The sequence below is a fragment of the uncultured Chitinophaga sp. genome, from assembly GCF_937898475.1.
In the GTDB taxonomy this organism is placed as follows: domain Bacteria; phylum Bacteroidota; class Bacteroidia; order Chitinophagales; family Chitinophagaceae; genus Chitinophaga.
In genome coordinates this window covers 327,884-353,427 of the sequence record NZ_CALEJS010000010.1, presented here as the reverse complement: position 1 = coordinate 353,427, position 25,544 = coordinate 327,884, and the positions used below count along the sequence as shown (strand labels likewise).

The window sequence follows — 25,544 nt, the reverse complement described above, 5'->3', positions numbered from 1 at the left end:
TTGTACGACTACTAGCGTCCTGAAAAGGAAGCATAACCATTATAAATTAAAACCGAAAACCCTCTATGAAGAACCGCGTCACAATGTATGCGCGACATCAGCGATGTCGTGTCAGCAATCTTTTCCCTTTTGCTTTATTGTTCATGCTGCTGGCATTATGCCTGGTCAATACCGCCAGCGCCCAGCTTAGCCGCCTTCGGGCAGACGGTCCGCGTATTGTAAATGCCAGCAACCAGGAGGTGATCCTGAAAGGCGTAGGCCTTGGCGGCTGGCTGCTGCAGGAAGGGTATATGATCAAGCCCTCCTTCAGCGGCGGCGGTACACAGTGGTCTATCAAAAAAAGACTGTATGACCAGGGACAGTCTGACGCTGCGGTAGAAGCCTTTTACCAAAGCTGGAGAGATCATTTCATTACCAGGGCAGATATAGACTACCTGGCCTCCCTGGGCTTCAACTGTGTACGTCTGCCCATGCACTATGAACTGTTCCTCACAGCCAGCCAGCGTGCCGTACGCAACAGCGTTGCCCGCAACTCCGGCAATTACAACAACTATGTGAACTCGCTGACCACCTGGTACAACAACAACCAGCTGTTCAACGATCCCAGCCTCGAAGGTTTCCGCACCATTGACAGCCTGCTGAAATGGACGGCCGCCAACAACATGTACGTCATTCTTGACCTGCACGCCGCCCCCGGTTCACAGGGCACAGACGCCAACATCTCTGATGCACTGGTAGGTAATGACCTGTGGAACAGGAGCATCTACAAAGACATTACCGTCCGCCTGTGGCAACGCCTCTCTGCCCGCTATATCAACAACGACGGTATTGCCTTCTATGACCTGATCAATGAGCCGAACAATGTACCGGACAACCGCTGGATACACGACCTGTTTGAGCGGCTGATCAACGCCATCCGTGCACAGGGAGACAACCACCTGCTGATGATAGAAGGCAACGGGTTTGGCAACAACTACAATTACATGGAACCCTTTACTTTCACCAACCGGTCTAACCTGGTTTATAACGCACACCGCTACTGGCTTACTAATTCTACTACTGAAACAGATGCCGACCCTAACCAGGTCAGCAAGATCGCCAACCTCGTGAATTTCCGCGCCCGGCACAATGTACCTGTATGGGTAGGCGAAACCGGCGAGAATAACAACGCCTGGCTGAGTGAGAACATCCGCGCGCTTAACAGCAAAGGCATCGGCTGGTGCCACTGGACCTACAAACGTACCGACGCACAGGAGAACGCAGCCCTGCTGCGCATCAATCCTCCTTACCTGATGGATGGCGCAGCCAATATGGCCGCTGTACTGAATAACATCAAATTTGTGAACAACGTGAAGAATAACGGTACCATCGCTGCTGTTGCACCGGGCATTACGCCTCCCCCTTCACAGGGCCCTATAGGCCGCACTATCTGGCTGCAGGGATTCAACGGTCAGTTTGTTTCTTCTGAGAACGGCACACAGCCTATGAATTGCAACCGGCCAGCCGTCCAGGGATGGGAACAATTCCTGGTAGTAGACGCAGGCAACGGTAAGATCGCACTGCAGGGCAGTAATGGTATGTACGTTTCCTCAGAGAACGGCGAACAGCCTATGAATTGTAACAGGCCCACAATACAGGACTGGGAAAGATTTGACTGGATGGTAAATGCAGATGGCAAGATCTCCCTGAGAGGCAACAACGGTATGTACGTTTCTTCTGAAAACGGAGAACAACCGATGAACTGCAACAGGCCTTCTATCCAGGGATGGGAAGCTTTCAACTACGGCTTTGCGGACGCTGCGGCCAGGACCACCAGCACTGCGTCTGTCAAAAAAACGGACAACAGTGCAAACGTTTCCATCTCCCTGTACCCGAACCCGGTAGTGAAAGATGGCAGCTTCACCGTTAAGGTGGATCAGTACGACGCCGGCTCACCGGTACAGGTGGTACTCATTGATGTGAACAAGAAAGTAGTGGCTTATCATAAAGCACAAGCAGGTACCATTACGGTGCCCACGCATAATATTGCCAGCGGCTTTTATGTAGTGAGCGTCACGAACGGCCCGCGTACCTGCAACAGGAAAATTATCATCCAATAACTGTCAATCAGCTGCGCAGCCGCACTGCCACGCGGCTGCGCACTCTCTTCCATATCCTATTTCATCATCAAACCATCGTCATCATGAAAAAAACTCTATTGAACAAAGCACTGATGCTGCTTATCCTGGTCCTGGCATCCTGCCAGGCTTTTGCCCAGTTTAAAGTAGTGGGCTATCTGCCTTCGTGGGCTGGTAACGTAAGTGATGTGCAGTACAGCAAACTGACACACATCAATTATGCGTTCCTGTTACCTACTACTACCGGCGGACTGCAGGGTACACCTAACCCTTCCAAGCTGCAAAGCCTGGTGAGCACTGCCCATGCCAGAGGCGTGAAAGTGATGATCTCTGTAGGCGGCTGGAACAACGCCGACGACAGCGGCTTTGAAAGCCTGGCTGCCAACAGCACCTACCGTAACAATTTTGTAAATAACATGGTCAATTTTGTAAACCAGTACAATCTTGACGGTGTGGATATTGACTGGGAATATCCTAATGACGGCGCTTCTGCCAACAACTATGTAGCGCTGATGTCTGCGCTGTCTACCCAGATGCACAACCGCGGCAAACTGCTCACCGCTGCCGTGGTAGCGCATGGCGGCTCCAGTATCCTGAGCAGCGTGTTTCCTTTGGTGGATTTCCTGACCATCATGGCATATGATGGCGATGTAAACGGATCTCATCACTCTACCTATGACTATGCAGTGCAATCCCTCAACTACTGGAGGGGCCGCGGACTGCCCAAAGAGAAGGCTATCCTGGGTGTTCCCTTCTACGGAAAACCCAGCTGGGAATCCTACGCACAGCTTTTGGCCAGAGGCGCCAGCCCGAATGCAGACTGGATCGGCAATGTTGGCTACAATGGCATACCCACCATCAAACGCAAGACCAACCTGGCGTTTGACAATGGCGGCGGTATCATGATATGGGAACTGTCCCAGGACGTAGCTGGCGCCAACTCCCTTTTAACAGCCATTAACCAGGTAGTAGTGGAAAGAGGCGGCACCGGTAACCCGCCCAATCCTCCGGGCCCTGCTCCTGTTGGACAAACCATCTGGCTGAGAGGCAGCAACGGCCTGTATGTTTCTTCTGAAAACGGCGTAGAACCCATGAACTGCGACAGACCTGCCGTACAGGGCTGGGAACAGTTTACCGTAGTAGACGCCGGTAACGGAAAGATCGCCCTGAGAGGCAATAATGGCCAGTACGTTTCCTGCGAAGACGGCCTGGCGCCCATCAATTGTAACCGGCCTACCATCCAGGCATGGGAACAGTTTGACTGGATCAACAATGCAGACGGCACTATTTCGCTGCGCGCATACAATGGCCTGTATGTTTCTTCAGAGAACGGTACCCAACCCATGACCGCCAACAGGCCAACGGCCCAGGGCTGGGAAACCTTCAACTACGGTGTGGTGGGCGCTGCTGCCAGAACAGCTGCCAGCACTACATCCGCTAAAGTAAAAGATCCTGAAAACGCTGCTGCCGGAGCGGCTATCGTCTATCCCAACCCGCTAATAAAAGGAAGTCCCTTTACCGTGAAAGTGGATAAATATGACGCCAGCGCCCCGTTGCAGGTAATGATCCTGGACGTAAATAAGAAAGTGGTAGGTTACCATAAGGCGAACGCCGGTACCCTCACCGTGCCCACCAGCAATATTGCGAGTGGATTCTATGTGGTTACCATTACCAACGGCAGCCACACTTACACCAAAAAGATCATTATCCAATAAAAAACCAATGCAGGTACCAAACGCACTGCCGGCAATACACCGGCAGTGCACCTGCGATGTGCTTTCGAGAGGCCAGTGTTTAAAGGAAGTTATCAATACCGGAAGAGAGTGATACAAATAAAAACAACCGAAAAAGAACAGGGCTGGATCTATATCCGGCCCTTTTTAGTTATATTTAAAACACAAAAGATGGAAATAGTGTGAAAATATCTCTACTGCCCGGATACCTTATTCTTACCTCCCTGTTGCTTTACAGCGGTTTACAGTTATCAGCCCAGGCACCCCGCTACCTGATCTCTTTTACAGATAAACATAACAGCCCTTACCGCCTGGATGCACCCGCTGCTTACCTCTCTGAACGTGCGCTGCAACGCCGCACCAGGCAGCACATTGCCATAGACAGTACAGACCTGCCGGTAAACCCCGCCTATATAGACAGCCTGCTAAAGGCAGGCCATGTGCAGGTATTGTATACTTTGCGCTGGACCAACCAGGCGGTGATACGCAGCAGTGATGATGAAGCCCTCCAAAAGATACAGGCCCTACCTTTTGTGAAGGAGGTGAACAGGAATGCCGCCCGTATATCCGGTGAGGACCTGGAACGATTGCAACCCATTATAAAAGCGCCGGCCCGGCAAACCGGTACCAAAGAGATGGACTACGGCAGTGCTTATACGCAGATCCACCTGCATGAAGGTGAATACCTCCATCACCGCAGCATGAAAGGTGATGGTATGATGATCGCCGTGTTTGACGCAGGCTTTCTTTCTGTCAACAACAGCAGCGCCTTTACCCCCTTGCGCAACCGGCAGCAGATCATTGCCACCCGGAACTTTACTGATAACACGGCGGATGTTTACGCCTATGATGATCATGGCACTCACTGCCTTTCCATACTGGCGGCTAACCTGCCGGGAGAAATGACGGGCACCGCACCGGAAGCGGCCTACGTGCTGCTGCGTACGGAAGAAGAGGGCGGCGAACAACCCATTGAAGAAGTGAACTGGGCCGCCGGCGCTGAATTTGCAGACAGCCTGGGCGTTGATGTGATATCTTCTTCACTGGGTTATAACACTTTTGATGATCCCGGCTTTAACCATAGCTATGCGCAAATGGATGGCCACAGCCTGGCCATTTCCCGGGCGGCAGATATGGCAGCGGCAAAAGGTATGATCGTGGTAAATGCTGCCGGTAATGAAGGCAATATCAGCTGGAGATACCTGTTAGCCCCGGCAGATGGCGATAGTGTTCTCACCGTAGGCGCTGTAAACAGTCAGCGGCAGCCTGCTTCCTTCTCCAGCTATGGACCTGCGGCAGACGGACGTGTAAAACCGGACGTAGCGGGATTAGGCGTAGGCACTTCCTTCATCACCAGCGATGGCAGTGTGGGCACGGGTAATGGCACTTCTTATGCCTGTCCGGTGGTAGCCGGACTGGTAGCCTGTTTATGGCAGGCTTTTCCACGCCGCAGCAACATGGAAATACTGCAGGCAGTAAAAGCATCGTCCAGCCGCTATACCACTCCGGATAACCGTATAGGTTATGGCATTCCCAATTTCCGGGTAGCGTATGATTCCCTGCTGCGACAGGAAATGGCAGATTCTGCCTACATCCGCGAACAGCTGGCAGGTCAGCTGATCAAGGTTTTTCCCAATCCTTTTACTACGCGGCTGAACATTTACTATCAATCTGCTGCTGCTGAACCAGTGCACCTACAGCTGATAGACGGCATGGGCCGTGTAAGCAGGAACCGCACCGCCGCCAGCTACGGCAGCTATGGCTATTTTACCTGGGAAACCGGGCTGGAACAATTGCCCACCGGTATCTATTACCTGCGGATGGTACAGGGTAATAGCACGCAGGTAGTGAAACTGATGAAATGGTAGATGAACTAAGGCTTTATTAATCTTACTGCAAACATGGTATCGGCGCCATGGGTATATCCTGTGATGATGCCTCCCTCCTCCTGCCGCAGGCCTGCTGATGTACAGAGGTGCTGTACTACAGCTTCGTTCTCCTGCTTAAACACAGAACAGGTAATATAGATCAACGCACCGCCTGGTTTCAACAGGGGGATCACATTGGCGGCAATGCTTTTTTGTAATGCATGAAAGCGGCTGATCTTCCCGCGGTCAAAGAAACAGAGCTGCTCCGGTGTTCGGCTCCAGGTACCGGATCCGCTGCAGGGAGCATCCAGGATGATGCCGTCAAACTCGCCATGGGCAAAGGTAGACGGGGAAACAGGATGGGTAAGGTCCAGCATCCTGCTTTCATAATTGCGGATGCCCGCCGTTTCAAAACGTTCGTGCAGGTTATGCAGGATGGATGAACGTATATCACTGACCGTTAGCTTCACACCAGGCTCCTGGTCTACCAGGAGTAGCGACTTACCACCGCTGGCGGCGCAGCTGTCCCACCAGTACTCTCCTGCCTTTGGGCGGAACAGGCGGCCGGTCTGTTGCGAAGATGCATCCTGTATCTCATACCAGTCCCGCTGCGGGATGATGGCTTCTGTTTTAGTACTGTTGGGCAGTGCTACCAGTTCATCTGACAACCACTCATAGGCTACGCCTGCTTTGTCAAACAGCAGGCTGAGCTCCCGTTGTTTTTGCTTACGTGCACGCAGAAACAGGCGGGGCTGCACCAGGAAAGACTGTGCAAAGGCGGCCGGGTCTATACCATCTGACAACTCATCTGCAAAGGGAAAGATAGCGGCAGCAGCAGGCTGATGCCCGTTAAAGGTAACGAGCGCCAGTTTTTCCCTGGTGGGAAGCGTAACCTGCTCATTCCATTCGGGACGAAAGGCGGCCAGCATTTCAGAGGCTTGTGTTTCGCACAGGAAAAGGCCCAGAAGTATCCGGTCTTTTACAGGCATTTCCGATTTCCAGAGGTGCCCCAGTCGGTAGAACGCGTAGCTCAGCTGGGAGATCCATCGCCTGTCGCGGCTGCCCATCTGTGGATGTTGTTTGAAAAATGCTTTCAGGAAATGATGTAACGGCAGGGTACCGTCATAGCCGTTAATAATGCGCTCTGCAGATGATAAGTAATTTTCCCAGCGGGTCATGAGGCAAAGATAAGGCCTGCAAACAAAAAAGGTGGAAAGGCCTGTAATACCTTTCCACCTTTATCTATGAACGTTATACGGTTACAATTTCAGCAATGCTTTCACCGGATCCCTTCCAAACAGCAGCTGCTCTGGGTTTTCCAGCATTTCCTTTACTCTTACCAGGAAGCTTACGGATTCGCGGCCATCGATGATGCGGTGATCATAGCTAAGCGCCAGGTACATCATGGGGCGGATTACTACCTGGCCGTTCACTGCCATAGGACGCTCCTGTATCTTGTGCATACCCAGGATAGCAGACTGCGGTATGTTGATGATCGGCGTACTCATAAGCGAACCGAACACACCACCGTTGGTGATAGTGAAGGTACCGCCGGTCATCTCTTCCATGGAGAGTTTATTGTCACGGGCTTTGGTAGCCAGTTCCACTACTTTCTTTTCAATATCGGCCATGCCCAGGCTTTCTGCGTTGCGGATCACGGGCACAACCAGGCCTTTGGGCGCTGATACGGCGATAGAGATATCGCAGTAATCGTGGTAAACCAGTTCTTCGCCATCAATATAGGCATTCACAGCCGGGAACTCCTGCAGCGCAAAACATACGGCTTTGGTGAAGAAGCTCATAAAGCCCAGGTTCACCTCGTACTGCTTCTTAAACACTTCTTTATACTGCGCGCGGATCTCCATGATACGGGTCATATCTACCTCGTTGAAGGTAGTGAGCATGGCCGTTGTATTCTTGGCTTCTACCAGGCGGCGGGATACTGTTTTACGCAGGTTGCTCATTTTCTCCCTGCGCTCGTTACGGCTGAACAGCTCTTTGCCGATGGCTACGCCCGGGTTCTGCAGGGCTGCGTACACATCGTCTTTCAGTATTTTGCCATGTGCGCCGCTGCCTTTGATGGAAGCGGGATCCACATGTTTGTCTGCAATTACGGCGGCAGCTACGGGAGATGCTTTGATATTATTCGGGATGCTGGTTACCGGGGCCTGCTGCGGCTGCGGGGCAGCCTGCGGAGCGGCGGCTTTAGCCGGCTGTGCGGCCGGTGCAGCCTGGCCTGCGGGGCGTGCAGCATTGGTATCTATCTTGCAGGCAACGTCGCCTATTTTCAGCACATCACCTTCTTTTGCTACGGTCTGTAATATACCTGCTTCTTCGGCGTTCAGCTCAAAGGTGGCCTTTTCAGACTCCATCTCGCAGATCATCTCATCACGCTCTACGTAGTCGCCATCTTTTTTGATCCATTTCACGAGCGTTACTTCGCTGATAGACTCGCCTACGGTAGGTACTTTTACATCAATAGTTCCTTTGTTGGCCGGAGGAGGAGCGGCAGCAGCGGCGGGTGCGGCAGGCGCTGCAGCGGCGGCTGGTTTAGCTTCGGCAGCCGGGGCTGCGGATGCGGGGGCTGCAGCATCTGTATCAATGGTGCAGGCAACAGCGCCGATGTTAAGGGTGGCGCCTTCGGGGGCAGCAATTTTCAATACCCCTGCTTTCTCTGCATTCAATTCAAAGGTGGCCTTTTCAGATTCCATTTCGCATAACACTTCATCCTGCTGCACATAGTCTCCGTCTTTCTTCAACCACTTTGCAATTGTTACCTCGCTTATAGATTCTCCTACCGTAGGAACTTTGATTTCGACAACCATTATTTCAGTTTTCTGTTTGCAATATTACGGGTGAAAGGTGAAAATTTAAATATTGAAAGCCGTCTCGATGATCTCCTGCTGCTCGCGGGTATGCACTTTGGCGTAACCGGTGGCGGTAGCGGCGCTGGGGTTACGGCTGATAACACCGTAGTTCAGCGTTTTCAGGTTCATCTGCAGGTAAGAAGCAGCGCCCATGTTCAGCGGCTCTTCCTGTACCCAGAACCAGGTAGCGCCTTTGTACTTCTGGTTGATGGCTTCCAGCTGTGCTACCGGTAAGGGGTACAGCTGTTCCAGGCGTACAATGGCAACGTCCTTGCGGCCTTCTTTTATTTGTTTTTCACTCAGGTCAAAATAGATCTTACCGGTGCAGAACAATACCTTCTTTACTTTGGTAATATCGTCAATGAACGGATCATCCAGCACTTCCTTAAAGCCGCCTGTGGTAAACTCGTCCTGGGTGGAGTAAGAGCCTGCATGGCGCAGGTTGGCTTTGGGTGAGAAGTTGATCAGCGGTTTACGGAACGGCCATGTGAGCTGACGGCGCAGCGCATGGAAGAAGTTAGCCGCTGTAGTGATGTTGGTCACTACGATATTGTATTCAGCACAAGCCTGTAAGAAGCGCTCGGGGCGGGCGTTGGAGTGATCCGGGCCACCGCCTTCGTAGCCATGGGGCAGTAACAGCACCAGGCCGTTCATGCTGGTCCACTTTTGTTCTGCGCTGGTAATGTACTGGTCAATCACTGTCTGGGCGCCGTTCACAAAGTCGCCATACTGTGCTTCCCACAGTACCAGTGCGTTGGGGTTGGCCATGGCATAACCATATTCAAAGCCCATTACGGCAAATTCGCTCAGCAGTGAGTTATAGATACGGAACTTGCCCTGCTTTTCCTGCAGGTGTGCAAGCCTGTTGTAAGTAGCGTTGGTGTTCTCGTCAGAGAGGATGGCGTGACGGTGGGAGAAGGTACCGCGTTGTACGTCTTCACCGCTCATGCGCACATCTTTCCCTTCTATCAGCAGGCTGGCGTAAGCCAGCAGTTCGCCGGTGGCCCAGTCTACCTTACCTTCGGTTTCAAACAGCCTGATCTTGTCTTTCAGCAGCTTGTCCACTTTACGTAAAGGCACAAAATCCGCAGGCCATTGCATCAGGCTTTTGAACAGGCGGGTAAAATCTTCTGCCTTGATAGCGGTAACCGGCGATGCTTCAAAGTCCTGCGGGGTAGCCTTACGCAGGGCGGCCCACCATTCTTCGGGTTTCTGGCGGCTGTAGGGCAGCGGGTGCTGTTTTACTTCGTCCAGTCTTTCCTGCAGGTCGGCCCAGAAATGCTGCTGCATATCTTTAGCCAGTGTTTGCGCATCTGTTTCACCGTTCTTGAGCAGGAACTGGGTATATACTTCACGCGGATCTGGGTGTTTATCGATCAGCGCATAGAGGCTGGGCTGGGTAAATTTAGGTTCATCACCTTCGTTGTGGCCGTGCCTGCGGTAGCAGAGCAGGTCAATGAAGATGTCGGAGTTAAACTCCTGGCGGTAGCGTACGGCTATTTCGGATACTTTTACCACGGCTTCGGCATCGTCTCCATTTACATGGAACACAGGCGCCTGTACGATGGATGCCACGCTGGTACAGTAATCTGATGAGCGTGCATCATCATAATCAGTGGTGAAGCCGATCTGGTTATTGATCACAAAGTGCATGGTACCACCGGTGTAGTAGCCTTTCAGCTTACTCATCTGCACCAGTTCGTATACCACGCCCTGGCCTGCTACGGCGGCGTCTCCGTGTATGAGTACGGGTAAGATGCGGTCGTAATCGCTGTTATAGATCACATCGGCTTTACTGCGGGCAAAGCCGGTTACCAGCGGGTCTACCACTTCCAGGTGGGAAGGGTTGGGCAACAGCTGGAGGTTTACCTGGTGACCGGAGGGGGTGGTTACCATTGAGCGGAAACCCAGGTGATATTTTACATCACCGCTGCCCATGGTGATATCCGGGGTGGCCAGGCCTTCGAACTCTGTGAAGATCTGTTCGTAGGTTTTACCCAGGATATTGGCCAGTACGTTGAGGCGTCCGCGGTGGGCCATACCGATCACGGTTTCCTGTACACCCAGTCCGGCGGCGGTATTGATCATAGCATCCAGCGCGGGGATGGTATTTTCGCCACCTTCAAGGGAGAAACGTTTCTGCCCGATGTATTTGGTGTGCAGGAATTTTTCAAAGATCACGCCCTGGTTCAGTTTCTCCAGGATGCGTTTTCTTTTTTCCAGGGGAAGCGGTTGCTGGAAAGTGGTTTCCATTTCACGCTGCAGCCATTCCACCTGTTTGGAATCATTAATATAGGTGAATTCCAGCCCTACAGATGATGCGTACACCTGTTTAAGCCTGTTCACGATATTTTCAAGGGAAGTTTTGCCCAGGCCCAATACCTGTCCGGCAAAAAATTCGGTCTTCAGATCAGCTTCGCTAAAGCCATAGAAAGAGATGTCCAGGTTGGCCTGGCGGTCTTTTCTTTCGCGGATGGGATTGGTTTTGGAGATCAGATGTCCTTTTTTGCGATAGGCCTGGATGAGCCTGTATACGGCCAGTTCTTTATTAAGCTGGTCGCTGGATAAAGGTAAAGCACTACTTCCTGCTGTCGCTGCCGCTGCCGTACCTGCTTTGCCATTTACATTGGACACCGCGAAATCAAAACCTTCAAAAAACTTGGCCCAGTCTGGATCTACGGAGTTCGGATCTTTGCGGTAATCCTGGTATAAAGATTCAATGTAAGCAGGATGCGAGTTAGTGACAAATGAGAAGTCCTTCATTTACAACGAGTTTTGCTTGGTCTTCGATTCAAATTACTTTTCACCTGAAATTATTCCTTTCTATTGGCCAGGTGGAACTCCCGGACGCTTTCACCACACTTTAGCAACAGGTAGGATGCTAACATGGTCTTAGCATGGTCGTTTCTGTTGAAATTTGATATCCATTATAATATTGGATTGCAAATATCGCTTGTTTTTTGTTAAAGCGGTAGTAAAATAATGAATAAGTTTGAGGGGGAACGTTTGAGATCTGAAGTTTGAGGTTGGAGGTTCGTTGGAAGTGGCAGGCCAGGTATAAGTTCATTGAAAAACAATTAGTTATCTGTTTTACAGTGCCTCCGTGCCCAACTTTCAACCTCCAACGAACCTCCAACCTCAAACTTCAAACCTGAAACTTGCCTCCCGATTCGGTTTATTTGCATATTTTTTGTTTTGTAAAAAACTAATCTGTACCTTTGCCCTCCTGAAACTGAAAAAAGAAAAATGGCAAACCATAAAGCAACGAAAAAAGACGTACGTCAGAGCAGAAAGCGTAATGAGCGTAACCGTTACTACGGTAAAACCACCCGTAATGCCATCCGTGATTTGAAGGCACTGACTGACAAAGCAGCTGCTCAGAAGGATCTTTCAGAGGTAGTAGCAATGATCGACAAACTGGCTAAACGGAATGTGATCCATAAGAACAAGGCTTCTAACCTGAAGAGCAAACTCACCAAACAGGTGAACGCGCTGGCTTAATTACTACGCCACTACATTACTCAAAGATACATCAGCTCTTCCTGATAAAACGGGAAGGGCTTTTTATTTTGGGCATTTGAGCGTTTAAAATGTCTGAAAGTTTGAAGTGTTTGAGGGCTTAAACGTTTGAAGGTTTGAAGGCCCGCTAAAGTTAGCGGTTGAGGGTAAACGCCTGACAAACAGGAAGGTAACTTTTAGTCAAATGACTTGTGCAAAACCTGTAATTTTCTGACAAACTTACAAACGAAAAACGTTCAAACCTTTAAAGTCTGAAAACACGGATGAGAACACTAATCATTGCTGCCACACTATGCCTGGGACTACAACTGCCAGCTTCCGCACAGGAATTAAGTACCCGTTTTGAACGCAGCCAGGGCAGGGAAACTGCCACCTACACAGAAGTCATCTCCTACTACCAGCTGCTGGACAAACGCTTTCCGCAGATCAAACTGCAGGAAATGGGCCTCACAGACGCCGGCTACCCATTACACCTGGCCATCTACTCTCCCGGCGGCGACTTTGATTTTGCCAGCCTCCGGAAAAAGAATAAACGCATTATACTGATCAATAACGGGATACATCCCGGCGAGCCGGACGGCATAGACGCCAGCATGCAACTGCTGCGCAACCTGGCCCAGGGTAAGCAAAAACTACCAGACAATATTGTGCTGGCGGTGATCCCCGTCTACAACATCGGCGGCGCACTGAACCGCAGCCCCTATTACCGTCCGGATCAGAACGGCCCCGATGCCTTCGGATCCAGGGGCAATGGCCAGAACCTGGACCTGAACCGGGATTTTATCAAGGCAGATTCAAAGAACGCCCGCTCCTTTCAGCAAATCTTCCAGCTCACCGACCCGGATGTACTCATCGACAACCACGTGAGTAACGGGGCTGACTACCAGCATGTTATGACCTTACTAAGCACCCAGTACGGTAAACTGGGCGGCGTAATGGGCGATTACCTGAAAAAGGAATTTGAGCCAGGTATCTATCAGCTGATGAAAGAGCGCGGCTACGATCTTGTTCCCTATGTGAACCACTTCGGCGAAACGCCAGACAGCGGTTGGACGCAGTACAGCGACGGTCCGCGGTATTCCAGCGGCTATGCCGCCCTGTTCCACAGCTTTGGCTTTGTACCGGAAACCCACATGCTGAAGCCCTATCCACAACGGGTAAAGGCCACCTATGCGCTCATGGAAAGTTTTATACAGTTTGTAAGCCAGCACAGTGAGCAGATCAGGCAGTTACGGCAGCAAACCAAACAAACGGTACTCACCCAGTCCTCCTTCCCCCTGGAGTGGAAGCCCGATATGAGCAGGCATAGCACCATTACCTTCAAAGGATATGCCGCCGGCCATAAACCCAGCGACGTGTCCGGTTTACCCAGGCTGTATTACGACCGCAACAAGCCCTATGAGCGGCAGGTACCCTTTTACGACTTCGTTACCCCCGGCAAATTTGTACAGAAGCCCCAGGCTTATATTATCCCGCAAGGCTGGTGGGCCGTGATCGACCTGCTGAAAAACAACCAGGTGATCATGCAGCGGCTGAATAAAGATACCATCATAAGCGTAGAGGTATACCAGATAAAGGATTATAAGACCGCCCAGCGGCCCTATGAAAAACACTACCTGCACAGCCAGGTAAAAACAGAAACCCGCAAAATGGAGCTGGCCTTCCGGAAAGGGGACTACTACATTCCCCTGAACCAGAACGCCAACCGCTTCCTGGTGGAGACCCTGGAGCCCGGCGGTGGGGATTCTTTCTTTGCCTGGAACTTCTTTGATGCCATTTTACAGCCCAAAGAGCATTATTCCAGCTATGTTTTTGAGGATACCGCGGCAGAATACCTGCGGCAGCATCCTGAACTGAAGAAAGAACTGGAAGAACGGAAGGCAAAGGACAGCGCCTTTGCCAACAACGCGGAAGACCAGCTGGAATTTGTTTATGAGCATTCGGAATATGCTGAGCCGGGGTATATGCGCTACCCGGTGTACAGGGTCATGGCACAGCAGGAGGACTAAGCACTTACAGCACTATCACTAAGCTTTCACAGCAATGGTATTAAATTAACCCCAAAGGCATTCGGCGGGTAAACGGCAAGTAAATCCTTTGTAGAACAGAGGATGGGGTGGATGTAAGGTGGACATGAGGTGGACTTGATGAGGGTTTAAATTGTATTGGTTTTGCAGGTCCGCCAGGGAAGTCCGGGGGGTACGGTGGAAGGAAGTCCCGCCTGCCGGTGGGAGTTTACATGGTTGCGCGGCGCGTCTGCCTCCGGTGACAAGGCTGGGGGCTACCGCTCCAGCAATACAAACGTATGCTGTTCTCCAAAGAAATGATTATAGATCAGTATACGCTGGAAACCTGCTGCAGGAAAGTCTGCCTGCATCGGGAACCACTGCTGCGGCAGCTGCTGCGCCTTCATGATATGTGCCGCCAGCCATACGGCAAAAGCGCCGGAAGTTTCATACTCACCACAAAGATGTTTAAATGGTAGCTGGGGGACAGTCCCCAGCACCTTATCCAGCTCTGTATAAAAATGCTCGAAATTACTATCGCCATTACGCCCGGTGATCACCAGGCTGATGTCTTCAACAGCTAACTGCTGCTCCTGCAGAAAGGCGGATAATCCCGCAGAAATTCCCGCAACAGCAGGCTTGTATAGCAGTTTAAGTCCCGTTATATGGGCATAGGTATGCGCTGTTGGCGTTGCAGACAGTGAAAAGAACACGGCCCCCTCTCCTGCTATTGTCCCGGGCGACAGCGTATTGTATAACTGCACATTATCCACCGGCTCCTTTTTCCAGTACCCGATACGTGACTTTATATAGAAATGCTCTTCCGACATTTCATCTAGCGCACCGGTGAGCGTATGGGGAGCGCCTTCCTGTAACTGCAGGATACTATCCAGCAGGGCATGCTCAAATGAAAAGCCGCGGTGCACAAACGTATTGTTATAGGTGGTACACTGCTGTGCCACGGCAATCATCCCGTTCACCGCATTGTAGGTGGATTGGATAAAAGGCGTTGGGTTCAGGGCCTTCTCACCGTACTGGCGGATATCTTTCAGGAAACGTTCTGTGTCCTGCAGGCTGCCTTTACCCGTACCTGTAATGATGGCGCCCGGAACACCCAGGCTACTGTCCCGCAAACACTGCTGTGCAGCGGTAAGGCCCATTTTCAGCAGACGGCTCATGCGGCGCAGGCTGTTAGGCGGAATAAAGGCCTTATAATCCGGCTCAGTTACCTGGAGCAGGTTGCCGGTATTACTGCGCAGCGGCTGTGCAAAAAGGTCTCCCTCAAATGAATGCTGGGGAGTGATAGCCGCCATACCTTGTATGTAACAATTAGCCTTCATATTTGCTGATCACCAGGGAGGCGTTGTTGCCGCCAAAGCCAAAAGAGTTAGAGATAACCGTTGTGACGGCCTGTTCTTCCAGCAGCCGTGTTTCCGGCACAATTGACAGCTCTTCCATCTTCTCGGCAAAATTAAGATTCGGGAATATGAGCCGGTGCTGAATAGCCAGAACGGAATAAATAGCTTCAATAGCCCCTGCTGCGGCCAGGGCATGGCCCGTAAAAGGTTTGGTAGAACTGAAGGGCGGTACCTCGCTGCCAAAGAGGCGTTCCAGTGCGCGGCCTTCCGAAAGATCATTGGGCCAGGTGGCCGTACCATGTACGTTTACATACTGTACCTGGTCTATGCTGCGGCCGCTCATGGCCAGGGCCTCTTTCATAGCGGTGTAGGCGCCATCGCCTTCCGGCGACGGAGCGGTAGGATGGAATGCCTCATTGCTGTTGCAGTATCCGCTCAGCTCTGCCAGTACCCGGCTGCCGTGCTGCTTTACCAGGCTTTCGCTTTCCAGCACCAGGTAAGCAGCCCCTTCGCCCAGGTTCAAACCGTTACGGTTGTGGTCAAAGGGCCGGCAGGCTTGTTTGTCAATATTCTTCAGGGAGTTGAACCCGTTGATGGTAAAACTGGTAAGGGCTTCTGTTCCCCCGCAGATCACGCGCCGGGCCAGGCCCTGTTTAATGAGGCGGGCGCCATACATCAATGCATTGGCGGATGAGGAGCAGGCTGTACTGATGGTGGTGACAAAGCCGTTGATCCCTGTTCTGTCTGCAATGCGCTGGGTGCAGTCGGCACAATCCAGGGTATCAATATAGCGGAGGAAGTCGCCTTCCTTCTCCGGGTCTATAATATCAAAGTAGACTTTTTCCGTATCGCACATGCCTCCTACGGTAGAGGCGTTGATAAAGCCGGTGGGCTCCTGCTGCATATCCCGGATACCGGCCTGTTGCAGGGCTTCCTGTATGGCGATGAGCCCCAGCAGGGAGGTGCGGGTATATCCGGGTTGGCCTGGTACACCGGCCATTCGGGCCAGTTCCTCGTTGCTGTATTTTACTTCGGCCACGGGCAGCACCTCTTTATAGATGGTATCAATGAACCGTGTAAAACCCAGGCCGCTGTGTTGATGGGTAAGACTGTGAAGGTTGGCAGTTACTGTTTCACCAATGGCAGTGATCATTCCCATTCCCGTTATTAGCACGCGTTCCGCCATGATCTGCCCTTATCTTATGCAGGTTGTTTAGATTGTATGAACTCCGCCATGGATTGTACAGACTGTAATATCTTTCTTCCTTCACGGGGGTCTTCCACCTTGATCTGGTAATGTCTTTCCAGCAGCACCATCAGTTCCAGGGAATCGATGCTGTCCAATCCCAGCCCTTCACCAAATAAAGGAGCTTTGTCGTCTATATCTTCCGGTTTGGTATCCTGGAGATTTAATGCTTCTATGATTTGTTGTTTGAGCGTTTGTTTTAATGCTTCCATAATTAGGTGGGGGTAAAAATACAGTTTTACAATTGATTAGAAAATATTTGAATTGGTTACCGCCTGCGGTTACCCCATCCGTTTTTTCTCTACCCGCGCTGCTACCAGCAGCATGGCGGCGCAAAGCAGCAGCAGTTTAAGCGCATTGTCCCATATATGTGCGATGCCCGCATTCCGCAGGTAGATGTTATTAATGGCTTCCAGTCCCCAGTTCAGCGGTGATAAATGACCAACGAACTGCATGTGCGGCGGCATTACTTCCAGTGGAACCCATATACCGCCAATGGCAGAAAGGATCACAATGGAGATGGCGCCAAAATTCAACGCCTGGTTGGGCGTTTTAAAAACAGTGCCAATAAGTATGCCATAGGATGTGGCTGCCAGTCCAATGGCCACGGCAATAACAAAGGCGGAAATTTGACTGGGCCCCAGCACCAGGCGGGGCAGATCCAGCAAAGGCATCAGGTAAATGCCTACCAGTGTCATCAGGTAGAACTGCAGCACGCACACGGCCACAAAGAACAGCATCTTTCCCGCCAGTACGGCCAGGTAAGAGCCGGGTATAAGCTTCATGCGCTCCAGGCTGCCATCGCCTCTTTCACGGATCATGTTACCGGCAATGGGAATCACGATGAAGAACATGGCGAAGATAGTCCAGGCGGGAACATTGTGCTGTACGGAGCTGTAAATGCCTTTGAACTCCTTGGTAGGGCCGCTGGCCTTTTCTTCCAGTCCAACTGCCTTCAGCTGTATGGGCAATGAATCTGCCGCAGCTGTGGAATCTTTGCTACGAAGCTGCCGTTGTACCCGCTCCATCAGCATACCGGCTTCCACCTGGGTCAGGAAATTATCCAGGGCCTGGTGTATGCCGCTTTTGAAGGCTTTCTTTACAGCAGGGTCAAAATAGATCACCACATTCACCGTATCATCCCGCTGTTTCACCGGCAGCGTGGCAGGCATGCCTACGCGGCTGGAAATTTCATTCACCACCTTGTTGGCATTGCTTACAATGGCCGCGGTGGCACCCTTCGGGATGAGGATACATATTTTATAGTCGCCATCATTCACCAGGCGCTGCGCCTGTTCCAGCGTTACCGGCTTGCCATCCAGCGAATCAACAATGTTGAACTGCCCCGTGCGTTCCAGTCCTTCTTTCACATAACGGGCAAGACGGCCCTGGTCATTATCCACCGTCAGCACATCAAATTTCAGTTCCTGGAAATCACGGAAGGGCGCGTCTTCTACCAGCGCCATCACGGTGATCAATACCAGGGGCATAAAAAATAAGAGCGCCAGCCCGGTTCTGTCCCTTTTGAGCAACAGCCATTCTTTCTTTATGGTAGCCAGTAGTCGTAACATAATGTAATTAATCTCTCACCGCATGACCTGTGTAATGCAGGAATACATCTTCCAGGTTGCGGCAATCCGGATGCTGTTGTATCAATGCGCCTGGTTGTCCCTGTAACACCAGTTTCCCTTCGTCTATCACGGCCACTACCGAGCAGAGGCTTTGCGCTTCCTCCAGCAGGTGGGAGGTATAAAGGATACTTACCCCCTGGCTGTTATAATCGCGCAGAAAGTCCAGGATCATGCTGCGGGACTGAACGTCCACACCGGCGGTGGGCTCGTCCAGTATCAGCAGTTTCGGGTCATGCAGCAGGGCGGCAATGATATTGGTACGCCTTTTCATGCCGCCTGAAAATTTATGGATCTCTTTATTGCCGTTCTTCTCCAGGCCGAATCGTTCCAGGTATCGTTCTATTTTATCCCGCAGGGGCTTTCCTTTCAGGCCATAGAGATTGCCGAAGTATACCAAGTTCTCACGGGCGGTAAGCTGTGGAAAGAGAGCGATCTGCTGCGGCACGATACCGATCATTCTTTTGATGGTTTCGCGATGGGCGGCGTCCTGCGGCAGGTTGAACACTTTTACCAGTCCGCCGTCAGCCTTCACCAGGCCGCAGATAACAGAAATGGTAGTGGTTTTACCCGCGCCATTCGGGCCCAGCAAGCCTGCAATACTGCCTTCCGGAAAACTGAATGACAGTCCGCTGAGCGATGGTTCCCAGGCGCCTTTAAAGGTTTTATGCAGGTCTTGTACGGCGATCATGTTGCGTTTAGTCCTCTTATATTTTAACTCTTGACAATTCCTTAAAAAATATCTCTTCTGCAGCGGCACATTGCATCAGCATTTCGCTCAGTTCGTGGTAGGATACATTATTCACTGCACGGTTCTTGCACACCCGGCCTGCGTTGAAGGCAAAGTTGCGCCAGAGATCACCAATGCGGGTGAGTTCCTGCGAAAGCCTGGCCAGCTCACGGTTGTTGAGCAGTTCTGCCGCCTCCTGCAGGAAGGCCGCGTAGATAAAACGGAAACCTGCGCCGCCGGTACCTATCTCCTCCTGCATCCGGATGATGTTGCCCAGGTAGAGCACCGATCTTCTCTCTCCTACTTTCTCAGGGTAGTGCGCCAGGCGTTTGGCCAGGAAGCGGATGCCCTTTACGCCGAAGGGTGAGAACGGGATCTTGAGCATATAATGACAGGCCTGATCTATGCCCTGGCGGATGGGCTTTTCCCATGACACCGATTGGGGCACCTGCAGGGGATAGTACATTTTCCCTTTCGGCTCCGGGAAGCCTTTTGCAAAACGTGCTGCTGCCAGGCTTACCGGGTCTATTTCGGTAACGGTATCCATTACGGGATCGCTGACAAGATAGTTGCCTTCGTGCTTGCCATAGATCACCAGGTTATGTGCATTAAAATGAAAACGGTAGGACGGTGGAAAATAAGGCAGGTAGTACACGCTGGACAATACCCCAACGGGGATGCCGCGGCCAATCACGTTATCCAGCTCCTGCATGGCTTTTTCAGGACTGGAAAACCGCTGCCACTGCATGCTGGCGCCCAGGCGTTTGCATACGCGCTGAAAAATGGCGCCGGGCCATATGCGGTAGGTGGTACCGGGCACGCCGTGCACCTTCAGAAAAGGCAGGTGCCCGAAGAAAATGCCTGCGCCGATGCCAAAAGCCATCGGTTCACTTATAGAAAGACCATAATGCCGGAACAGGTTGGATATAACGCCACTCTCACAATGTGCTGTCTGGACATGGTTAAATTGTATCTCGCTCATTACAACAATTACTTTACTTGCTTCAGCTCCTGCACTGATATTTTGAAGGCGGCTGCATAACGGTGCAGCATCCTTTCACTTAAGCGGTTAAACACCGCGGGTTTCATGTGGCGTTTCACCTGCCACTGGAACTTGCCTACATAGCGGGCCAGCAGCGAAACGTTCATGAGCTGTTTTTCCATATAATAGGCTATGGGACTGGTTTCACCGGCCAATACCCGCTGGCGGGCCTTTTCCACTTTCTCATTCACATCCTCCCAGGCCTGGGCCATGGCAATATTCTCGGGCTCCCAGCCAACGCTGGGCACCTGGGTGTATTTACCACTATCGTCTACCGCGTAGAAGAGTTGTTTTACAACCCCGTTATGCATGTTATTGCCATCCTGCGGCACTTCATCTTTCTTCATCCGGATGTTTTATAATATGCAAGTTAAAGAAATCATACTACGGTCAGATGGGCATAGGCGTACGAGAAGCGGGCGCTTTCGGGCACCATCATCATGATCTGCTGGCCCTTTTTCAGCCTGCCGGTATTCATCAGCTCTTCCAGCATGAGGTAGGGAGAAGCGGTGCCCACATTGCCTACCCAGGTAAGATTGGTGAACCATTTTTCCTGCGGGATAGGCACTCCCAGCCGTGCAATCTCCTCATCTATCCTGGGCCGGAAGAATTCTGAGGACAGATGCGGCAGAAAATAATCCAGCTCATCAATATTGAGCTGGTAGCGCTCTACCAGTTGTTTCCACATCCTGGCGCCGGAAGGCACAATATTTTTCGCCAGTATGCGGGTATCCTGCTTCAGGGCAAAAACGCTCTGCTGTATCCACTCTTCCGGCAGCATATCCCACCAGCCTTTGGTATCTCCATGCTCGTCTTTCACGGCGCCGGCATACATGCAGGTTTCCAGCTCATGTGCAAAGGAGGCGATCTCCACCCAGTTCACCCGCAGGGAAAGACCGTTCTCATTGGGCTTGTCCTGCAGCAGGGCCGCACAGGCGCCGTCTGAGAGCATCCAGCGGAGAAAGTCCTTTTCAAAAGCCAGTATCGGGTTCTCGCTCAGACTTTTCAGGTTCTCTGTTTCGGGCTCAAATTTGGTGGCCAGCATGGCGCCGGAGATCCTTTCAGACCCTGAGCAGACCGCATTGCTGGTATTGCCGCATTTGATAGACATGTAAGCGTACTTGAGCGCCTGCATACCTGCGGCGCAGGCGCCGGAGGTAGAGACCAGCTCTACCGGCTGACACTTCAGCAAACCGTGTACCATGGCAGCGTGGTTGGGCAGCAGCTGGTCGGGAGAACTAGTGCCGCAAGCCAGCAGCTGCAGCTGGCTGATGGGAAAGGTATCGTTGAACAGCCCTTTGATGGCTGCAGCAGTCAGTTGAGCATTTGTATGGGTGGGGTTACCGTTCTTATCCAGTGCATAATAGCGGGTCTTGATCTTGTTACTACCCAAGACCATGTGCCTTGCACGGGATGGCTTTCCATTGACCATACCCAGTATACCTTCAATTTCGTCGTTTCCAACCGGTTCGTTGGGCAGGAATTTAGATAGCCTTGTGATGTAAACTTCGTTCATCTGTAATCAATAATACACTTTATGTTGTGGCGCGACCCAGCGCTCGGCATGATCATGTCCCTCGACCATGCCAGGTCCAGCGCGTAAATATATAATTATTAAAGGATACCCTCCCTCTCAACGCAGGCTTACACCTTTAAAGTATGCCACTTCCTCCTGCAGTTTATTCCGCTTCAGCCTTAATGTGATCATGGAGCTGATCGCGGTAAGGGGGGATAGTGCGATAATCCCCAGCAGCAGAAGGGTACGGTACATGAACAATCGAGGCTGACGTTCCGGGGCGCCGGGGCCTCCTTTAGCGCTGATATATGCTGACCAGAAGCGGAAGGCTTTCATGCCCCTGTTCTCCAGCAGCACCAGGTTAGGCTTCAGTGTAACGGCATCCAGTGCTAACAGCTGTTGGTGCACCTGCTGATAGTTGCCGCGCTGCAATGCTTCCCTGATGGGTACTGCAAAGCGGGCTGCGGCCTGTATATCTTTTTCCTGTACGCCGGCCGGCGGCAAGAACCTGGTGGCTTCCTTCTTTCCTTTGAACTGCCAGCGTACAATAGTGATCACTGACACAAGATTGGGAGCGGTATCTACCAGTGCAATGTTTCCTACCAGGCAGGCGCCCAGTTGGTACAGGTATTTCTTTACGGTTTCCAGTGCGTTGAGCCACATGTTACGTGCGCCTATGAGCGTGATTACGTTCCGGCCTTTCAGCAGGCGGGCGGCTTCCTGGCTTTGCAGAAAAGCGGCAACGGGCTGTGAGGGAGACAGGAACCAGGGCTGGAAGGCCAGTATCACCAGGTCGAACGGCGTATCCGGATCCACTTTAAGGGGCTGGATACCGCGAGGCCTGCCCAGCACCGTTTCAGGCATGGTATCAAAAAATTCCTGCTTATTCCAGGGAAAGGGGAAAGGCTGTACAGGGATGATCTCTTCGTACACAATATTTGCCTGCTGCTGCAAGGGCCCTGTTATCACATCTGCAATCCGTTTTAACTGCCCTGTCTGGGAATAGTAAATTACCAGGATCTTTTGTCTAGTCATACAAGAAACCGGAGCTCAACAATCGGAACTGTAAACATACAAATTATTTTTAGATATATGTTAGTCCATGGCCGATAGTCTATAGTCCATGGTATGGCCGGAAACGGAAATGATATGCTTAAAGTAACCTGAAGTAACGTAATGGGATGAGGGGGTAGAAGAAAGATTGGTGGATTATTATCCCGGGGCATTTACTATGGACCATGGACCATCGGCCATGGACTCTCTTGTGCCTCAGCCGAGTACTGAAGTAACACGTGATCGTTTACAACAGTACCCAGGCTAAAGGACTTTAAAAAGTTGAAGCTTAATTAAAGCGTTTGCAATAATTAAAGCGCTAAAGTCAGCAAAATATGATAAACGAAATGTTAAATAAAACTTAAGAAACAATGAGTTAACACCATTCGTTTGTTCCAGGCTGTTAGCGTTAGTCTTTTTTCACGGAACCGGAACCCGCTATCTTGGAGTTTACCTGGGGACTGCCCTTGTAGTGCACATCACCGCTGCCGGCTATTTTGGCCTCAAGGTTTACGCTGGCGTGTACACTGGCATCACCGCTACCGGCGATGGTTACTTCGGCTTTTTCGGAAAGCAGCTGCTGTCCTCTGAAATTGCCGCTGCCTGCAATATCAACTTCCAGATCGCGGCTCTCGCCTTCTACCGTGATATTTCCTGAACCGGCAATATTGGCGTCTACCTCAGGTGAGTTAATGGCGCCGCTCAGATTACCACTGCCGGAAACATTCAGTTTCATGTGGGTATTGTTGGAGAATTTGTTTTCCAGCTTAATGTTACCGGATCCGGCCAGTCCGATGCTCTCCAGTTCGGGCGTGGTAAGATAGATCTTAATGGCACGGGTGGCCCTGATGTTGGTGTTCCTTCTTTCACGTATGATCAGCTTATCACCATCGCGATCAAATTCAATATACGGGATAAGATTGTCTTCCGCCTCAATAACGGCGGCCTTGGATGGTCCCTGGGTTAAGTATACATCCATACTACCCCTTACAGACAACTCGCTGAACGCGTCAACGCTGCGCTCTTCTTTTGTTACATTCCCGCTGCCTTTTACGCGGTTCTGGCCGGTAACATTACAGCTGGTAAGGGAAATAGCAGAAATAGTGATCAGGGATGCTAGCAGGCAGATTGTTTTCATGTGAGGAATATTTAATAATGAAGGTAAAAGATTTTGATTGTAAAATGCCCCTTGTACCGGTGGTCTGCAATACTATGATCGAATTTTCCTAATTGTTCATTAGAAATTGGCCTTTATCTTTGCACCACCATGACTGAAAAGATTCTTATTCTCGATTTCGGCTCCCAATATACGCAACTAATTGCACGAAGCATCAGGGAGCTGAATATTTACTGTGAGATCAAGCCTTGCTTACAGCCCATCGCCTGGGACCCTTCCATCAAAGGTATTATCCTCTCCGGCAGCCCGTTCTCTGTGAATGAAGCCAACGCCCCCAACGTTGACATTGCCGCCATGGCCGATAAGGTACCTGTACTGGGCATCTGCTACGGGGCCCAGCTGATGGCCAGGAACTTTGGCGGGGAAGTGGCCAAAAGCAACATCCGCGAGTACGGCAGGGCTTTTATGGAGCACAGTAACCGGGAAGAGTCCTTATTATATGACATATCTGCCAAAAGCCAGGTATGGATGAGCCATTCTGATACCATTGTACGCATGCCCGAGGGTTTTGAGATCATCGCACGTACAGAAAATATACCGGTGGCAGCTTTCAAGAGCCATTCCACCACCGCACGCCCCATCCTGGGACTGCAGTTCCACCCGGAAGTAACACACTCCCTGGAGGGCAAGCTGATACTGCGCAATTTCCTGGTGCACATCTGCGGATGTAAGCAGGACTGGACCCCGGCGGCCTTTGTACAGGAGACCGTGGCCCGTATCAGGGAACAGGTAGGCAACAAAAGGGTGGTAATGGCCCTGAGCGGCGGGGTAGACTCTACCGTGGCCGCAGAACTGATCCACAAAGCCATTGGCCAGCACCTGTTCTGCATATTTGTAGATAACGGCCTGCTGCGTAAGGATGAATTTGAGACCGTGCTGGAATCCTACAAGCACATGGGCCTTAATGTGAAGGGGGTGAACGCCAAACAATTGTTCTACAACGAATTAAACGGCGTCAGCGATCCTGAAAAGAAACGCAAGATCATTGGCCGCCTGTTCATAGAGGTATTCCAGCAGGAAGCCACTGAACTGACCGATATTTCTTTCCTCGGACAGGGCACCATCTACCCGGACGTGATCGAGTCTGTATCGGTGAACGGCCCTTCCGTCACCATCAAATCACACCATAATGTGGGCGGCCTGCCGGAGAAAATGAACATGCAGCTGGTAGAGCCCTTACGTTTCCTCTTTAAAGACGAAGTTCGCCGGGTAGGCCGCGAGATCGGGATCAGTGAGCTGTTCCTGGGACGCCACCCCTTCCCGGGACCCGGACTGGCCATCCGCATATTGGGCGCCATCACGCCCGAGAAAGTGGCCATGCTCCAGGAAGCAGATGCCATCTATATTGAAGGACTGCGTGAAGCAGGCCTCTATGACAAAGTATGGCAGGCAGGCACCATCCTGCTGCCCGTACAAAGCGTAGGGGTAATGGGAGATGAAAGGACCTATGAATTCACGGTAGCGCTCCGCGCCGTTACCTCCGTAGACGGGATGACGGCAGACTGGGCGCATTTGCCATACGACTTCCTGGCTAAAATGTCTAACGACATCATCAACAGGGTAAAAGGTATCAACCGCGTTGTGTACGATATCAGTTCCAAACCACCCGCAACTATTGAATGGGAATAACAGTCGTAAGCCGTTAATAATTAACTTATGACCGTCCACGCTTATCCGGGAATGA

Annotated in this window: 19 protein-coding genes; 6 read left to right on the top strand and 13 right to left on the bottom strand. The window is 51.5% G+C overall.

Going from position 1 to position 25,544, the window contains the following annotated elements; all coding sequences use genetic code 11:
• Nucleotides 1-65: 65 nt before the first annotated feature.
• The 3 genes from Q0577_RS01830 (at nt 66) to Q0577_RS01820 (ending at nt 5,718) form a co-directional block, all read left to right on the top strand.
• Complete coding sequence (locus tag Q0577_RS01830) at nt 66-2,099, top strand: cellulase family glycosylhydrolase (protein ID WP_298732203.1); 2,034 nt, start codon at nt 66-68, stop codon at nt 2,097-2,099.
• 83 nt (nt 2,100-2,182) lie between these two features.
• A complete protein-coding gene (locus Q0577_RS01825; RefSeq protein ID WP_298732201.1) occupies nt 2,183-3,832 on the top strand; it encodes a glycosyl hydrolase family 18 protein in 1,650 nt (549 codons plus the stop codon).
• Between the two features lie 200 nt (nt 3,833-4,032).
• On the top strand, nt 4,033-5,718 hold the full coding sequence (locus Q0577_RS01820) for a S8 family serine peptidase (protein WP_298732199.1): 1,686 nt from the start codon (nt 4,033-4,035) through the stop codon (nt 5,716-5,718).
• A 5-nt stretch (nt 5,719-5,723) separates the two neighbouring features.
• On the opposite strand, the gene Q0577_RS01815 is transcribed toward Q0577_RS01820, so the two are convergent.
• The 3 genes from Q0577_RS01815 to Q0577_RS01805 form a co-directional block, all read right to left on the bottom strand.
• Complete coding sequence (locus Q0577_RS01815; protein WP_298732197.1) at nt 5,724-6,896, bottom strand: Fmu (Sun) domain-containing protein; 1,173 nt, start codon at nt 6,894-6,896, stop codon at nt 5,724-5,726.
• 81 nt (nt 6,897-6,977) lie between these two features.
• A complete protein-coding gene (gene odhB / locus Q0577_RS01810) occupies nt 6,978-8,543 on the bottom strand; it encodes a 2-oxoglutarate dehydrogenase complex dihydrolipoyllysine-residue succinyltransferase (protein WP_298732195.1) in 1,566 nt (521 codons plus the stop codon).
• 45 nt (nt 8,544-8,588) lie between these two features.
• Entirely contained in the window at nt 8,589-11,348 is a 2,760-nt protein-coding gene (locus Q0577_RS01805; protein ID WP_298732193.1) for a 2-oxoglutarate dehydrogenase E1 component, read from the bottom strand.
• A gap of 483 nt (nt 11,349-11,831) precedes the next feature.
• On the opposite strand from Q0577_RS01805, the gene rpsT reads away from it, so the two are divergent.
• Nucleotides 11,832-12,086, top strand: coding sequence for a 30S ribosomal protein S20 (gene rpsT / locus Q0577_RS01800; protein ID WP_298732191.1), 255 nt, complete (start codon nt 11,832-11,834; stop codon nt 12,084-12,086).
• A 281-nt stretch (nt 12,087-12,367) separates the two neighbouring features.
• Entirely contained in the window at nt 12,368-14,113 is a 1,746-nt protein-coding gene (locus Q0577_RS01795; protein WP_298732189.1) for a M14 family metallopeptidase, read from the top strand.
• Between the two features lie 272 nt (nt 14,114-14,385).
• Here Q0577_RS01795 and Q0577_RS01790 read toward each other — a convergent pair whose 3' ends face one another.
• The 10 genes from Q0577_RS01790 to Q0577_RS01745 form a co-directional block, all read right to left on the bottom strand.
• Entirely contained in the window at nt 14,386-15,423 is a 1,038-nt protein-coding gene (locus Q0577_RS01790) for a beta-ketoacyl synthase chain length factor (RefSeq protein ID WP_298732187.1), read from the bottom strand.
• A gap of 16 nt (nt 15,424-15,439) precedes the next feature.
• Nucleotides 15,440-16,654, bottom strand: a complete 1,215-nt coding sequence (locus tag Q0577_RS01785; RefSeq protein ID WP_298732185.1) for a beta-ketoacyl-[acyl-carrier-protein] synthase family protein — start codon at nt 16,652-16,654, stop codon at nt 15,440-15,442.
• A gap of 14 nt (nt 16,655-16,668) precedes the next feature.
• On the bottom strand, nt 16,669-16,926 hold the full coding sequence (locus Q0577_RS01780; RefSeq protein WP_298732183.1) for a phosphopantetheine-binding protein: 258 nt from the start codon (nt 16,924-16,926) through the stop codon (nt 16,669-16,671).
• A gap of 69 nt (nt 16,927-16,995) precedes the next feature.
• The gene (locus Q0577_RS01775) at nt 16,996-18,285 is read right to left on the bottom strand and encodes an ABC transporter permease (protein ID WP_298732181.1); all 1,290 of its coding nucleotides are present in this window, start codon (nt 18,283-18,285) and stop codon (nt 16,996-16,998) included.
• A 7-nt stretch (nt 18,286-18,292) separates the two neighbouring features.
• On the bottom strand, nt 18,293-19,033 hold the full coding sequence (locus tag Q0577_RS01770; protein WP_298732179.1) for an ABC transporter ATP-binding protein: 741 nt from the start codon (nt 19,031-19,033) through the stop codon (nt 18,293-18,295).
• A 16-nt stretch (nt 19,034-19,049) separates the two neighbouring features.
• Nucleotides 19,050-20,054, bottom strand: a complete 1,005-nt coding sequence (locus Q0577_RS01765) for a BtrH N-terminal domain-containing protein (RefSeq protein ID WP_298732177.1) — start codon at nt 20,052-20,054, stop codon at nt 19,050-19,052.
• Nucleotides 20,055-20,062: 8 nt separating this feature from the next.
• Nucleotides 20,063-20,461, bottom strand: coding sequence for a hypothetical protein (locus Q0577_RS01760; protein ID WP_298732175.1), 399 nt, complete (start codon nt 20,459-20,461; stop codon nt 20,063-20,065).
• A gap of 32 nt (nt 20,462-20,493) precedes the next feature.
• Nucleotides 20,494-21,630, bottom strand: coding sequence for a beta-ketoacyl-ACP synthase III (locus tag Q0577_RS01755; RefSeq protein ID WP_298732173.1), 1,137 nt, complete (start codon nt 21,628-21,630; stop codon nt 20,494-20,496).
• Nucleotides 21,631-21,747: 117 nt separating this feature from the next.
• On the bottom strand, nt 21,748-22,665 hold the full coding sequence (locus Q0577_RS01750) for a hypothetical protein (RefSeq protein ID WP_298732171.1): 918 nt from the start codon (nt 22,663-22,665) through the stop codon (nt 21,748-21,750).
• 427 nt (nt 22,666-23,092) lie between these two features.
• Nucleotides 23,093-23,821: a head GIN domain-containing protein gene (locus tag Q0577_RS01745; RefSeq protein ID WP_298732169.1), complete on the bottom strand. Its 729-nt coding sequence runs from the start codon at nt 23,819-23,821 to the stop codon at nt 23,093-23,095.
• A gap of 129 nt (nt 23,822-23,950) precedes the next feature.
• Between Q0577_RS01745 and guaA the strand changes: the two genes are divergently transcribed.
• The gene (gene guaA, locus Q0577_RS01740; RefSeq protein ID WP_298732167.1) at nt 23,951-25,489 is read left to right on the top strand and encodes a glutamine-hydrolyzing GMP synthase; all 1,539 of its coding nucleotides are present in this window, start codon (nt 23,951-23,953) and stop codon (nt 25,487-25,489) included.
• Nucleotides 25,490-25,544 lie beyond the last annotated feature (55 nt).

Excerpts from the sequence above, each read along its gene's own strand:
- Q0577_RS01755 (WP_298732173.1), bottom strand. The coding sequence starts at position 21,630 with ATGAACGAAGTTTACATCACAAGGCTATCTAAATTCCTGCCCAACGAA.
- Q0577_RS01830 (WP_298732203.1), top strand. The coding sequence starts at position 66 with ATGAAGAACCGCGTCACAATGTATGCGCGACATCAGCGATGTCGTGTC.
- Q0577_RS01775 (WP_298732181.1), bottom strand. The coding sequence starts at position 18,285 with ATGTTACGACTACTGGCTACCATAAAGAAAGAATGGCTGTTGCTCAAA.
- odhB (WP_298732195.1), bottom strand. The coding sequence starts at position 8,543 with ATGGTTGTCGAAATCAAAGTTCCTACGGTAGGAGAATCTATAAGCGAG.
- Q0577_RS01825 (WP_298732201.1), top strand. The coding sequence starts at position 2,183 with ATGAAAAAAACTCTATTGAACAAAGCACTGATGCTGCTTATCCTGGTC.
- rpsT (WP_298732191.1), top strand. The coding sequence starts at position 11,832 with ATGGCAAACCATAAAGCAACGAAAAAAGACGTACGTCAGAGCAGAAAG.
- Q0577_RS01745 (WP_298732169.1), bottom strand. The coding sequence starts at position 23,821 with ATGAAAACAATCTGCCTGCTAGCATCCCTGATCACTATTTCTGCTATT.
- Q0577_RS01805 (WP_298732193.1), bottom strand. The coding sequence starts at position 11,348 with ATGAAGGACTTCTCATTTGTCACTAACTCGCATCCTGCTTACATTGAA.
- Q0577_RS01780 (WP_298732183.1), bottom strand. The coding sequence starts at position 16,926 with ATGGAAGCATTAAAACAAACGCTCAAACAACAAATCATAGAAGCATTA.
- Q0577_RS01785 (WP_298732185.1), bottom strand. The coding sequence starts at position 16,654 with ATGGCGGAACGCGTGCTAATAACGGGAATGGGAATGATCACTGCCATT.
- Q0577_RS01760 (WP_298732175.1), bottom strand. The coding sequence starts at position 20,461 with ATGAAGAAAGATGAAGTGCCGCAGGATGGCAATAACATGCATAACGGG.
- Q0577_RS01750 (WP_298732171.1), bottom strand. The coding sequence starts at position 22,665 with ATGACTAGACAAAAGATCCTGGTAATTTACTATTCCCAGACAGGGCAG.
- guaA (WP_298732167.1), top strand. The coding sequence starts at position 23,951 with ATGACTGAAAAGATTCTTATTCTCGATTTCGGCTCCCAATATACGCAA.
- Q0577_RS01770 (WP_298732179.1), bottom strand. The coding sequence starts at position 19,033 with ATGATCGCCGTACAAGACCTGCATAAAACCTTTAAAGGCGCCTGGGAA.
- Q0577_RS01765 (WP_298732177.1), bottom strand. The coding sequence starts at position 20,054 with ATGAGCGAGATACAATTTAACCATGTCCAGACAGCACATTGTGAGAGT.
- Q0577_RS01815 (WP_298732197.1), bottom strand. The coding sequence starts at position 6,896 with ATGACCCGCTGGGAAAATTACTTATCATCTGCAGAGCGCATTATTAAC.
- Q0577_RS01790 (WP_298732187.1), bottom strand. The coding sequence starts at position 15,423 with ATGGCGGCTATCACTCCCCAGCATTCATTTGAGGGAGACCTTTTTGCA.
- Q0577_RS01795 (WP_298732189.1), top strand. The coding sequence starts at position 12,368 with ATGAGAACACTAATCATTGCTGCCACACTATGCCTGGGACTACAACTG.